The 13,368-nt window shown below is 52.0% G+C and carries 8 protein-coding genes; 3 read left to right on the top strand and 5 right to left on the bottom strand.

The genetic code is table 11. The features are described 5' to 3' along the window. Window positions 1-312 precede the first annotated feature (312 nt). The 5 genes from serS to lrp all read right to left on the bottom strand — a co-directional run bounded on the left by serS (window position 313) and on the right by lrp (window position 8,022). Window positions 313-1,608 (bottom strand): serine--tRNA ligase, encoded by a 1,296-nt coding sequence (gene serS / locus KKH3_RS07975; RefSeq protein WP_039357860.1) that lies wholly within the window; start codon window positions 1,606-1,608, stop codon window positions 313-315. Between the two features lie 103 nt (window positions 1,609-1,711). Continuing rightward, window positions 1,712-3,055 carry a replication-associated recombination protein A gene (locus KKH3_RS07970; RefSeq protein ID WP_039362276.1) on the bottom strand — a complete coding sequence of 448 codons (1,344 nt, stop codon included), beginning with the start codon at window positions 3,053-3,055 and terminating at the stop codon, window positions 1,712-1,714. A 7-nt stretch (window positions 3,056-3,062) separates the two neighbouring features. Next, entirely contained in the window at window positions 3,063-3,674 is a 612-nt protein-coding gene (gene lolA / locus KKH3_RS07965) for an outer membrane lipoprotein periplasmic chaperone LolA (RefSeq protein WP_039357857.1), read from the bottom strand. 232 nt (window positions 3,675-3,906) lie between these two features. Further along, entirely contained in the window at window positions 3,907-7,413 is a 3,507-nt protein-coding gene (locus KKH3_RS07960; protein WP_039357854.1) for a DNA translocase FtsK 4TM domain-containing protein, read from the bottom strand. A 114-nt stretch (window positions 7,414-7,527) separates the two neighbouring features. Beyond that, the gene (gene lrp, locus KKH3_RS07955) at window positions 7,528-8,022 is read right to left on the bottom strand and encodes a leucine-responsive transcriptional regulator Lrp (protein ID WP_010277211.1); all 495 of its coding nucleotides are present in this window, start codon (window positions 8,020-8,022) and stop codon (window positions 7,528-7,530) included. A gap of 617 nt (window positions 8,023-8,639) precedes the next feature. Here lrp and trxB point away from each other — a divergent pair. The 3 genes from trxB to cydC all read left to right on the top strand — a co-directional run bounded on the left by trxB (window position 8,640) and on the right by cydC (window position 13,346). Further along, window positions 8,640-9,602 (top strand): thioredoxin-disulfide reductase, encoded by a 963-nt coding sequence (gene trxB / locus KKH3_RS07950; RefSeq protein ID WP_039357851.1) that lies wholly within the window; start codon window positions 8,640-8,642, stop codon window positions 9,600-9,602. Between the two features lie 238 nt (window positions 9,603-9,840). Continuing rightward, on the top strand, window positions 9,841-11,607 hold the full coding sequence (gene cydD, locus KKH3_RS07945) for a heme ABC transporter permease/ATP-binding protein CydD (RefSeq protein WP_039357847.1): 1,767 nt from the start codon (window positions 9,841-9,843) through the stop codon (window positions 11,605-11,607). Then, window positions 11,607-13,346: a heme ABC transporter ATP-binding protein/permease CydC gene (gene cydC, locus KKH3_RS07940; RefSeq protein ID WP_039357844.1), complete on the top strand. Its 1,740-nt coding sequence runs from the start codon at window positions 11,607-11,609 to the stop codon at window positions 13,344-13,346. The genes cydD and cydC overlap by 1 nt, the downstream gene beginning before the upstream one ends. Window positions 13,347-13,368 lie beyond the last annotated feature (22 nt).

Here is a 13,368-nt window from a genome sequence, read left to right as displayed (position 1 = left end):
GAAGTGGATAACCAAACAACCGGAGAAGAGTGAGCGCATCATGCCACTGCGTATATAAAAGTCAATCCGGGCAAAAAGTGCTAAAAGTCCTTTCTCAAATGATGGATTGAAAGAATTAATCAACACCAACAGGAAGCCCGCTACGCTAAAAAACAGAAATCCGCTACCCCACTGATTTAAAATCAGTTTTAACTTAAAATTTAAGTAACGCGGATTATTTAAGGGAGAGATACTATTTTTACGATGAAAAAATATTACCGAACCTATGGCGTAAAAAAAGCGCCCTTAGGCGCTTTTTCAGGTCATCAGCGATTAGCCAATAAATTCCAGCCCGCCCATATACGGACGCAGCACTTCAGGAACCTCGATACGGCCATCAGCCTGCTGGTAGTTTTCCAGAACGGCCACCAGTGTACGACCCACTGCCAGACCAGAACCGTTCAACGTGTGAACCAGTCGAGTCTTCTTATCGGACTTACTGCGGCAGCGTGCCTGCATACGGCGCGCCTGGAAATCCCACATGTTTGAGCAGGAAGAGATTTCACGGTACGTGTCCTGCGCCGGCAACCAGACTTCCAGATCGTAAGTTTTGGTGGAACCAAAGCCCATATCCCCCGTGCACAGCAAGACCTTACGATACGGTAATTTCAGCAGTTGCAGCACGGTTTCGGCGTGGGTCGTTAATTCTTCCAGCGCCTGCATGGAATCTTCAGGACGGACGATTTGTACCAGTTCAACCTTGTCAAACTGGTGCATACGAATCAATCCGCGCGTATCACGACCATACGAGCCCGCTTCTGAACGGAAGCACGGCGTGTGTGCAGTCATTTTCAACGGTAAGGATTCTTCATCCAGAATCTCGTCGCGCACCAAATTGGTCAAGGGGACTTCAGCCGTCGGAATCAGCGCATAGCTGCTGCTTTCTGCTTCTTCGCTCAGCGGGGTGGTATGGAACAGATCTTCACCAAATTTAGGCAACTGGCCCGTACCGTATAGCGTGGCGTGGTTTACCAGATAAGGGACATACGCTTCCTGATAACCATGCTGTTGTGTGTGCAAATCCAACATGAATTGGGCAAGCGCACGATGCAGACGGGCAATCTGTCCTTTCATCACGACAAAACGCGCACCGGTTAATTTCACGGCAGCAGCAAAATCCAGTCCGGCAGCCATCTCTCCGAGTTCAACATGATCGCGTACCGGGAAATCATACTTACGCGGCTCACCCCAGCGAGTAACTTCCTGATTCTGCGTATCGTCTTTTCCAAGCGGCACAGAGTCATCCGGCAGGTTTGGAATGGTTAACGCCAGATCGCGAATGTCATTCTGCAACTGATCCAGCTCTGCTTTCGCGGCATCCAGTTTTTCGCCTAATGTGTTAACTTCACGACGCAAAGGCTCGATATCTTCACCGCGTGCTTTCGCTGCACCAATCTCTTTCGATCGGGAGTTACGCTCTGCCTGCAGGTTTTCGGTTTCTACCTGCAATACTTTACGACGTTCTTCCTGCTTACGCAGGGTCTCAACATCCAGCTTAAAGCCTCTGCGAGCCAGTAACTTTTCGGCGACTGCGTCTAGCTCATTACGCAGTAAATTGGGATCGAGCATGCTAATCCTGTGCTTATGATTATCAAATGAAATGGTGGCGTACACGGCGCGCTACGCGGCCGGTTTCAGAAAATACCGCAATAACCTTACCGCAACGCTTAGTTCAACGGTAGCGTTTTGTCGGGCTATTTTGATCCTGAGTGGCAAGCCAGGCGAGCTTTTCACCAATTTTACCCTCAAGGCCACGTGAGGTCGGCGCGTAATAGTGCGTATCGGCCATTTCCGGCGGAAAATAGCTCTCACCAGCCGCATAGGCATTGGGTTCATTGTGTGCGTACCGATATTCTGCTCCGAGCCCCATTTCTTTCATCAACCGGGTAGGCGCATTGCGCAAATGCTCGGGAACATCATAATCTGGCTTTTCACGTGCATCCTGCATCGCGGCTTTAAACGCGCTATATACCGCGTTACTTTTAGGAGCACAGGCCAGATAAACAATCGCCTGAGCGATGGCGCGCTCCCCTTCTGCCGGACCAACGCGGGTAAAGCAATCCCAGGCGGAGATCGCCACTTGCATCGCACGCGGATCCGCATTACCGACGTCTTCCGACGCAATCGCCAACAGCCGTCGGGCAACATACAGCGGATCGCCGCCAGCGGTGATGATTCTCGCGTACCAATAAAGCGCCGCATCAGGCGCAGAGCCTCTTACCGATTTATGTAACGCTGAAATCAGGTCGTAATAGCGATCGCCTTTGTTATCAAAGCGAGCACTACGCTCGCCAGCAATTTCGTTGAGGAGTGCTGGCGTCAGGACACGCATGCCCTGCGCGTCAATTTCCGCCATGTCCGCCATCATTTCGAGACTATTCAGTGCACGCCTGGCATCACCGTTGACCAATTCGGCCAGCATTCGCGCAGTTTCGGCTGGCAGGACAATATTCTGTCCGCCGTACCCTCTCTCGCTGTCGCTCATTGCCTGCTGCAAGACCTGCTCGATATCTTCTGCCGTCAGCGCTTTTAGCAAATAGACGCGGGCGCGCGATAACAATGCGGAATTGAGTTCGAAAGAAGGATTTTCCGTTGTCGCACCAATAAAGGTGATCGTTCCATCTTCAATATGTGGCAGAAATGCATCCTGCTGACTTTTGTTGAAACGATGGACCTCATCGACAAACAAAATAGTGCGACGCCCCGCATTGCGATTTTGTCGGGCGCGCTCAATCGCTTCACGAATTTCCTTGATACCGGATGTCACAGCGGAAATACGTTCAACATCCGCTTGCCCGTAATGCCCGATCAGTTCTGCCAGCGTGGTTTTTCCCGTTCCTGGCGGCCCCCAGAGAATCATTGAGTGTAACTGCCCAGCCTCAATGGCCCGTGGCAGAGGCTTACCGGCACCTAACAGGTGCTGTTGACCGATATACTGTGCCAACGTCGCAGGCCGCATACGTGCGGCCAGCGGTTGGAATTCATTATGGGAAAAATCAAGGGACAGATTGCTCACTCTGGCCTCACTGACGCTGGTCATCCAGCGTGACACCTTTCGGCGGCGTGAACGTGAATTGCGCGGCATCAACAGCGCCATTTTGCTGGTTCTTCAGCACATAAGTGCTCCGCTGCCCATCTTGTTCCGTCGCGGTAAACTGCTTGATTGTGCCGCTTGTCGTCACATTAATCGCGAATTGCTTTAGATTGCCGCTTGCTGACTTCGGCGTAAGTTCAAAATCATCGCCTTTCTGACGCACATCGTATTTATTCCAGTCGCTAGTGTCGTTACGTGTAATCAGAATAAATGGCGTATTTCCTGTTGCATCTTTCAGCCAGGTTGCCGTGACTTGTTCAACAAACGGATTGTAGAACCACAGTGTTTTGCCGTCAGAAATCAACGTACTTTCGTCAGGTGAGGTGGTTTTCCAGTTAAATAGGTTAGGACGTTTCAACCACAATTCGCCTTCCCCTTCCTGCACGGCTGCACCGTCAGCGCTGGTAACTTTCTGGCTAAAATTGGCGTGGAAACTGTTTACTTTATTGAGGCGCCCCTGCAAATCTTTTGCCGCGTCTGCATAGACAGCGGTTGAGGTAACACCTGCAATCAGGCAACTGATAGCTAACCACTTTTTCATACGCATAATCCTTTGAATTTCTTAATATAACAAACCGTTATCTATCGAAGTCAGACGCTTTGCCTAGCGCCAATGTTCTTTACAGAATCGGTGTTATTCGTAGATCTATGTTATCTGAACCCACTCGGACGATGATAGGTGAATTATCTGCTTATTATCGGTTTTACGCTTCTTTGCATAAGGGCTGCTCACGCAGCCCTTATAGTGGGTGAGGTCAATCAATACAATGCGCTTATTCCATTGATGGCGGTGCCAATACCTCACGGTTACCGTTGTGCCCTGGAGAGCTGACGATACCCTGCGCCTCCATTTGCTCAACGATTCGCGCGGCGCGGTTATAGCCAATTCGGAACTGGCGCTGTACACCGGAAATGGACGCACGCCGTTTATCGACCACAAACTCTACTGCCTGATCGAATAGCGGATCGAGTTCTTCATCGCCATCAAGACCGAGACCTCCGCCTTCAGCATCGTCGCCACCACTGATAATATTATCGATATATTGAGGGCGACCGCGCGCTTTCCAATCCTGAACGACAGCGTGAACTTCCTCATCGCGCACAAAAGCACCATGAACACGGACAGGTATCGAGGAGTTAGGTGCCATATACAGCATATCCCCCATCCCCAATAGCGATTCCGCGCCACCTTGATCGAGGATAGTCCGTGAGTCAATTTTGCTGGACACAGTAAACGCGATACGCGTCGGAATATTCGCTTTGATCAATCCGGTGATTACATCAACGGAAGGACGCTGCGTCGCCAGTACCAGGTGAATACCGGCAGCACGCGCTTTTTGCGCCAGCCGGGCAATCAGCTCTTCAACTTTCTTACCCACCGCCATCATCAGGTCAGCAAATTCATCGACCATCACCACGATATACGGCAATTTTTCCAGTACTGGCGGTGTCATATCCATACTGTCACCCGGTTTCCAGAACGGATCGGGGATCGGGCGTCCCATCGCATTTGCCGTCATCACCCGTTCGTTGTATCCCGCCAGATTACGTACACCAAGGGCTGACATCAGCTTGTAACGGCGCTCCATTTCACCGACACACCAGCGTAGCGCGTTGGCTGCATCTTTCATATCGGTCACGACTTCCGTCAACAAATGCGGAATGCCTTCGTAAACCGAGAGCTCCAGCATTTTCGGGTCAATCATAATAAAGCGTACGTCTTCCGGCGTAGCTTTATACAACATACTGATGATCATGGCGTTGACGCCGACCGATTTACCCGACCCCGTTGTACCGGCAACCAGCAGGTGTGGCATTTTTGCCAGATCGGCAACGACAGGCTCGCCTGCAATATCTTTACCCAGCACAATCGACAACGGCGATGGATTATCCCGGAACTGGTCGCAGTCCAACACTTCGCGCAGATAAACCGTTTGACGATGCGCATTCGGCAGTTCCAACCCGACATACGGCCGGCCGGGGATCACCTCAACAATACGCACCGCGACAACCGACAGTGAACGCGCCAAATCGCGTGACAGATTCGAGATACGAGCCGCTTTAACGCCTGGAGCCAGATCCAATTCAAACCGCGTGATGACTGGTCCAGGAGAGTGATCGACCACATCTGCTTTTACCCGGAAATCCGCCAGACGCGCTTCAATCAGTCGCGCCGTCTGTTCCAAGGCGAAATTATCAACAGGCGCTTCGCTTGCTCGTGGTGGGGTCAACAAATCCAACGTTGGTAGCGGCGTAGTCGGCTTTTGTAGCGGTTGTTCATTACGCACCAGGAACGGGTGAATCAAACCATCCATTGCCGGATGGTGCGCTGGCGTATTCTCCTGTTTCGCAGCCTCAATAGGCGCTGACATCGGCTGCGCAGGCTGACTCACCGTCAACGGGTTACGCTCATCGTCGTCATCCTCATCTTCACCAGCATGCATCGGTGGAAGTTCTGGCTCAACGCTATAGGACGGCTGCGGGTAGGTGGATTCGCTGAACGTATGCGATTCAGCCTCGCGTTCATTCTCCGCACTAAACGGTGAAAATGAAAAAGCGTCATGTGACACGGCTTGCGGTATTACTTGAGGTACTACAGGATTTGGCTGAACGGGCTCATGGACCACAGGCGGTGCAGTCGGAGCAGGCGTTTCTTTATCGTGCTGGAACGCGCTGGCGTCATAACGTGACTGCTGCTGTGCCGCGAAATCTCTGGCTAGCTGCGCTTGCAGGAGCGTGTCTTCATCGTCTTCCTGTAACGGGTACTCATCGCCATAACGCTGACGTTGCTGATCCAGATACGCTTGCTGCAATGCCGCTTCCTGCTGGGCGATGTCATCCGGAGTCTCTTCCTGATACACGTCATTCGCCAATTCAGTTTCTGCGCTACCGTTCTGCGCCTGCAACCTTGCTTGCTCTTCCGCCAGCCGCTGCGACGGCAGTTTGATTCCGTATGACGCCAGCTCGCGACGAGTGGGAATACGCACCGGATTAGGGCGCGGCAGTTCTGGTCCTACGCCGCGTTTAATTTGCGGATTATCATCCCCATCGGCACTGAACGCAGGCATAAAGGTGTTATTCGCATTGGAATCCATATCACGTGCAGGCTGTGGTGGCTCAGCAAACGGTTGAACCACGGGAGATGTGACAATCGGCGGTACGGCACTCTCTCCGTAAGTATTTCCGTAAGGTGCATACAGACTGCTATGGCGTTCATCTGAAGTTGCGATATCTGGGATTGTCGCTGGCGTTTCGGGGACTTCAAACGAATACAGCGGCGGGTTTAGCGACGGCGTCGAATCAATCGCAGATGGGGTAACAGGTGGCACAATGCCAGACGATGATCCAGGGAATGCCGATCCTGGTAATGCTGAATCAGGCACTGCTGCATCAGACAATGTTGCCCCTATCACTGGCGTTTCAGCGGAGCTCGCCGGTTGTGTCGCTGTCGGTGCGTTCTCCGTCAATGGTGATGACGCTTCTACCTTATTCTCTGCCGCCGTGTCGTTTACCGCATCAGCAACGGAAGGGGCAGAAAACAGGACATCATCGTCATCACGCTGTTGTGTTATTGCCTCACCTGAGGTTTCATCGTGGCGCAGGTTAAGCACATCACGTTCATCTTCTTCGCGATCGTGTTCTTCGCGGTAGTCCTCATCGCGGCGTGAACGGTTTGACATAAATGTCAGACAGCCCAATACACCCGCACCAATTTTTTCAGCAATCGTTAACCATGACCAGCCGGTAAACAGCGTTAGCCCTGCTCCCCACACGCACAGGAGAATCAGCGTCGCCCCCATGCTGTTGAAACGTGGGATCATTGAGCTGCTCAACAAGCTTCCCAGAACACCACCGGAAGCAAAATAGTAGAGATCGTCAATATTCAACGCAGCCAGACCGCAAGAGGTCAGGATCAGCGCCAATGTCCCAATCAGGCGGAGTGAAAAGGTAAAGTAGTCAATCGTCTGGCTGTTATCACGCTGGCGGAAAGCAGCCCAGCACAGGGATAACATAATCGGCGGAATGGCGTAGGCTAGCACACCAAAAATAAAGAACAGCGTATCCGCCAGCCATGCCCCCGCTACACCACCAAGGTTGTGAATAGGTTCATGCCATGCAGTCTGTGACCAGCTGGGATCGGAGGGGCTGAAACTGAGTAGTGCGACACTAAGATAAACCGCAAAAAGTGCCACAACGATTAAAATCGCTTCAAGCAAACGACGTGTTCCACTGAGCTTTTTCAGGGTAACGTCTTTATCTTCTGTATATTCCTGGCTCAAGAGTCTCTCCAGGGGCCTGTAAGGTTTATGACAAAGCGCCGAGAAAACCCGGCGCTGGGACTGTATAAATTCACAGGAGTGTAGCTGAATTTATCGGGTTTTGCACCCACACGTTTATCGCGTCTTAATAACCAGACGATTGCTTTGCTTCACTTCTTCCATCACCACGTAGGTACGGGTGTCGTTTACGCCCGGTAAACGCAGCAGCGTTTCACCCAGGAGCTTACGGTAAGCGGACATGTCTGGCACACGCGTTTTCAACAGATAGTCAAAATCACCGGAAACCAGATGACACTCCTGAATTTCTTCCAGCTTTTGCACCGCAGCGTTGAACTGTTCAAACACATCAGGCGCGCCGCGGTTTAGCGTTATTTCAACAAAAACCAGCAGTGACGCATCCAGATAATGCGGGTTTAGTAGCGCTGTGTAGCCGTTAATGAAGCCCTGTCTTTCCAGACGACGTACACGTTCCAGACAGGGTGTTGGCGACAGCCCAACACGTTTGGAAAGCTCGACATTGGAAATACGCCCATCTTTTTGCAATTCGTTCAGGATGTTACGATCAATACGATCGAGATCTTTTCCTGGCCGTTTTTTAGTGTCTACCATTATTATTGTCTCTCTTCACTTTTCCCTGCACCCGCTTTACCCCGATAGACCTCATGTATCAGAGTTACCCTTAAAGAAGACACGCTGCCTATTTTGTATATCAACAGTCATTAACTTCTCGTTCTCGCCCCACGTATTGCTCACCCGAGAAAAGACCATCACGTCATATCCGTGGCCAAAGGCCTACTACCTGCGCAAAAACGAATAAAAAGCCGAGCTTTTAACTGTTCACATACAAAAAATTTCCTCTTACCCAGATGTTTTCGCAAATGCACAGCCGATTGTCAAAGCAAAACAACGAAAATCAGAAGAAACTGCCAGATTGGATAAGCCAGAGCCATTCGCTGCGGTCACTTCAATCATTTTACTTATGAATGTGGCTGATTTTTCAGCGATTTGTCATCCCCATCGTCATTAACGATTAAACAAATAGCCAGCAACTTTTCTGCATACTTTTTTTACTCTTGTAATTTCCTTACAATCGTTCGCATTGTCCGTGGTAGATACTGTTCGTAGTAATAAATTGTTTGTAGGTAAATTGTTCGTAGTTAAGGAAACGCGTTTGTCGTAGAAACCGTTCATATGAACACTATCCGCCGTCATGAAATGAGGAAAGCATGGGTACTGTTAAACATCACAAGTTATTGATTCTGGGTTCAGGCCCGGCTGGCTATACTGCCGCGGTTTATGCTGCACGGGCGAACTTACAGCCAGTATTAATCACGGGTATGGAAAAAGGCGGTCAGTTGACGACCACGACCGAAGTTGAAAACTGGCCGGGTGATGCCGATGATTTAACTGGCCCGCTGTTAATGGAGCGTATGCACGCACACGCGACCAAATTCAATACCGAAGTGATCTTCGATCATATTGAACGTGTTGATTTGCAGAACCGTCCATTCCGTTTATTCGGTGATAGCGCCGAATACACCTGTGATGCGCTGATCATCGCCACAGGGGCATCCGCTCGTTATCTTGGCCTGCCGTCTGAAGAGGCGTTTAAAGGCAAAGGGGTTTCTGCCTGCGCAACCTGTGACGGGTTCTTTTACCGTAACCAGAAAGTCGCCGTGGTTGGCGGCGGGAATACCGCGGTTGAAGAAGCGCTGTATTTGTCTAACATCGCTGCGGAAGTACATTTGATCCACCGTCGCGAGACGTTCCGTTCAGAGAAAATTCTGATCGACCGTCTGATGGACAAAGTTAAAAATGGCAACATCATCCTGCATACCAACCGTACGCTGGATGAAGTGTTAGGCGATGACATGGGTGTGACTGGCGTTCGTATTCGCGATACGCAAACCGATGCAGCGGAAGAACTGGAACTGGCTGGCGTGTTTATCGCTATCGGTCACAGCCCAAACACCGCCGTGTTCGGTGGTCAGTTGGAACTGGAAAACGGCTATATCAAGGTGCAATCCGGCATTCACGGCAACGCGACACAGACCAGCATTCCTGGCGTCTTTGCCGCAGGCGATGTCATGGACCATATTTACCGTCAGGCCATTACCTCCGCAGGTACTGGTTGTATGGCGGCACTGGATGCTGAACGCTATCTGGACGGACTGACCGTCAACAAGTAAGACAGTACCTATAACGGAGCGGCAACAGCCGTTCCGTTTTCCTCACATCAGGTTTGCCTTCCGCAACACAAAAATTGATCGCCTCATCTATTTCCCCTCTCCTTTTCGTTTGCAGCACGTCACTGTCGCGGTAACATGGCGTCATTCTGCGTGATAGAAGATAATTTTGTTAACTAACAGTTACATGAGAGTTATTTTCTGTTAAGTCCATTTCTGCAATATAACGAACTGGTGCCCGATGAAAAAAACCAGACAGCAAGAACTGACCGCCTGGCTGAAACAGCAGAGTAAGCTGGCGCAACGTTGGCTACGGATTTCACTCCTGCTTGGATTCCTGAGCGGCGCGTTGATCGTGGCACAAGCCTGGCTGTTAGCTACGCTGCTTCATGCTTTGATCATCGAGCATGCCACTCGCGAATCCTTGCTCTCCCCTTTCCTCCTGCTGATTGCCACATTTATTCTGCGCGCACTCAACAGTCTATTACGCGAGCGTGTTGGTTTTCTTTGCGGGCAAGCCGTTCGACAGCAAATTCGTAAGCTGGTACTGGATCGATTGCAACAGTTGGGCCCTGCCTGGGTACAGGGCAAACCCGCCGGCAGTTGGGCAACGATGATTCTTGAGCAGGTTGATGATATGCAGGACTATTACGCCCGCTATCTGCCGCAAATGTATCTTGCCGCGCTGATCCCGCTGCTTATCTTAATCACGATTTTTCCGCTCAACTGGGCCGCGGGTCTGATTCTGTTTCTAACGGCTCCTCTCATCCCGCTTTTTATGGCACTGGTTGGCATGGGTGCGGCAGATGCCAACCGACGTAACTTTCTGGCATTAGCACGCCTGAGCGGACACTTCCTCGATCGCCTGCGCGGGATGGAGACACTGCGTCTGTTCCATCGTGGCAAGGCCGAAACTGAACAAATCCGCCATGCTTCCGAGGATTTTCGTAGTCGCACGATGGAAGTGCTGCGCATGGCGTTTCTCTCCTCAGGCGTACTAGAATTTTTCGCTTCCATTTCAATCGCCGTTGTCGCCGTCTATTTCGGTTTCTCTTATCTCGGGGAACTGGATTTTGGCCATTACGGCATGGGTGTGACGCTCTTCGCTGGCTTTCTCGTATTGATTCTGGCTCCAGAATTCTTTCAGCCTTTACGCGATTTGGGCACTTTCTATCATGCCAAGGCTCAGGCTATCGGCGCAGCAGAATCCCTGGTGACGTTTTTGTCAAAGGAAGGCGAAACGGTCGGCTTTGGCACACACGAATTCAGCAGCGATAGCGCCATTGCTATCCGAGCGGAAAACCTGGTTGTCCTCGCACCAAATGGCACTCCGCTGACCCAACCGTTGACGTTCGATATTCGCGCAGGTGAACGTATCGCACTGGTCGGTCTCAGCGGAGCAGGAAAAAGCTCACTGCTTAATGTCCTGCTGGGATTCCTGCCCTATCGTGGTTCACTCACCGTCAACGGTCAGGCGTTGAACACGCTGACGCCTGAATCATGGCGTCAGCAGTTGAGCTGGGTCGGGCAAAACCCTCATTTGCCGGAACAGACGCTACGCAGCAATATTCTGCTGGGTAATCCACAGGCCAGTATTGTGGAATTGCAGCAGGCGATTGAGCGCGCGTATGTACAGGAATTTTTACCGCAGCTTCCTCAGGGTTTGGAAACAACAATCGGTGACGGTGCGGCACGCCTCTCCGTCGGACAGGCACAGCGCGTCGCCGTTGCCCGTGCGCTTATTCATCCTTGCAACTTACTGCTGTTGGATGAGCCGTCGGCCAGTCTGGATGCCCATAGCGAGGATCTTGTCATGACGGCGCTGAACGACGCTGCGCGTTCGCAGACCACACTGCTAGTAACGCATCAGCTTACCGAGATCGCCGAGTATGACGCGATCTGGGTCATGGACAGCGGTCGATTAATTCAACAAGGGGATTATCAAACGCTCCGAGCCGAAGCGGGTCCCTTCGCGACGCTACTGGCACAACGACAGGGGGCGCTGTAATGGCTCAGATGAAAACAATGCAGGTATTGAAACCGTTTCTGGCACTTTATCGTCAGCACTTCTGGTATTTGAGTTTGGGCGTGGTATTGGCCATTGCTACGTTGCTGGCCAGTATTGGTCTACTCGCCCTATCCGGCTGGTTTCTGGCGGGTGCCGCGCTGGCGGGGATCGTCGGGCTGCTCACCTTTAACTATATGCTACCTGCTGCTGGCGTACGCGGCGCAGCTATCGCCCGTACAGCCGGGCGCTATGGGGAAAGAGTGGTCAGCCACGATGCCACCTTCCGTGTTCTGCTGCGATTGCGTGTTTTCACTTTTTCTCGCATTCTGCCACTCTCTCCAGGTGGATTGGCACAATTTCGTCAAGCTGAACTGCTAAACCGGCTCGTGGCGGATGTAGATACGCTCGACCACCTCTATCTTCGCGTGATTTCCCCCATCGTCAGCGCATTCGCCGCCATTCTTATCGTCTGTTACGGCCTGAGCTTCATTGATGCCTCACTGGCTCTGACGCTGGGTGCCATTATGCTGGTACTGCTCCTGTGCCTGCCGATTATCTTTTATCAGGCGGGGAACGGCATCGGGCAGGATTTGACCGCGCTGCGTGCACAATACCGTCTTCAGCTAACGACCTGGCTGCAAGGTCAGGCGGAACTCACCGTTTTCGGCGCACTCAGTCGCGTGCGTCAACAGTTGGCTCTGGTGGAAATTAACTGGCTGCGTCGCCAACGTCAGCAGGCCAACCTTACTGGTCTATCGCAGGCGGTGATGATTTTATGCAGCGGGCTGACCGTTACCCTGATTCTGTGGCTGGCAGCCGATGGCGTTGGCGGTAATCCACAGCCCGGTGCGTTGATTGCGCTGTTTGTGTTCGCCTCGCTTGCCGCCTTCGAAGCGCTGGCCCCCGTCACGGTGGCCTTCCAGCACATGGGACAAGTGATTGCCTCTGCTGCTCGGGTCGATCAAATCATTCGCCAGCCCGTTGACGTCACGTTCCCAGAGCATGGACCAGACACTTCGCGTGAGGCGTCACTCGAACTCTCACATGTCGGTTTCACGTATCCTGGTCAACCCCAGCCTGTGTTGCAGAATATTACCCTTTCCATTCAGCCGGGCGAGCATCTGGCGCTGCTGGGGCGAACCGGATGCGGGAAATCAACGCTATTGCAGTTGCTGACCCGGGCATGGAATTGTGAATACGGGAACATTACCCTGAATGGTCATCCCCTTGCCGAGTGGCGAGAAGGCGATCTCCGCGCCATGATGAGCGTGGTTCCACAACGCGTGCATATTTTCAGCGCAACGCTACGTGATAACTTACTGCTAGCGGCACCGGCCGCACGAGATGAAAAGCTGGCCGAGGTATTAGAGCAAGTTGGGTTAGAAAAACTGCTGGAAAACGAGGGGCTGAATGCCTGGCTGGGAGAAGGCGGCCGACAACTGTCCGGTGGCGAACAGCGCCGTATCGCGCTAGCGCGGGCATTATTGCATGACGCCCCGCTTGTGCTATTGGATGAACCGACTGAAGGGTTGGATGCAGAAACCGAAAAGCGTATTCTGCAACTGCTCCGCCAACACTGTGCAGATAAGACGCTGATTGTCATCACTCATCGGCTATACGGCTTAGAATCGATGGATCGCATCTGTATCCTGGACGATGGCAAAGTGATCGAACAGGGCAGCCATCAGGCTTTAATGGCACAGCAAGGCCGTTATTGGCAATTCCGCCAACACGTTTAGGGCAAACTCAGTTGAAACACAA

Origin of the sequence: Pectobacterium actinidiae (assembly GCF_000803315.1) — a bacterium.
Classification (GTDB): Bacteria; Pseudomonadota; Gammaproteobacteria; order Enterobacterales; family Enterobacteriaceae; genus Pectobacterium; species Pectobacterium actinidiae.
Note: the sequence above shows the minus strand (reverse complement) of the source record. Positions and strands in the feature narration are given on the sequence as shown.

Coding starts and splice junctions, on each gene's coding strand:
- cydD (WP_039357847.1), top strand. CDS start 9,841: ATGAAAAAAACCAGACAGCAAGAACTGACCGCCTGGCTGAAACAGCAG.
- lrp (WP_010277211.1), bottom strand. CDS start 8,022: ATGGTAGACACTAAAAAACGGCCAGGAAAAGATCTCGATCGTATTGAT.
- lolA (WP_039357857.1), bottom strand. CDS start 3,674: ATGAAAAAGTGGTTAGCTATCAGTTGCCTGATTGCAGGTGTTACCTCA.
- cydC (WP_039357844.1), top strand. CDS start 11,607: ATGGCTCAGATGAAAACAATGCAGGTATTGAAACCGTTTCTGGCACTT.
- trxB (WP_039357851.1), top strand. CDS start 8,640: ATGGGTACTGTTAAACATCACAAGTTATTGATTCTGGGTTCAGGCCCG.
- serS (WP_039357860.1), bottom strand. CDS start 1,608: ATGCTCGATCCCAATTTACTGCGTAATGAGCTAGACGCAGTCGCCGAA.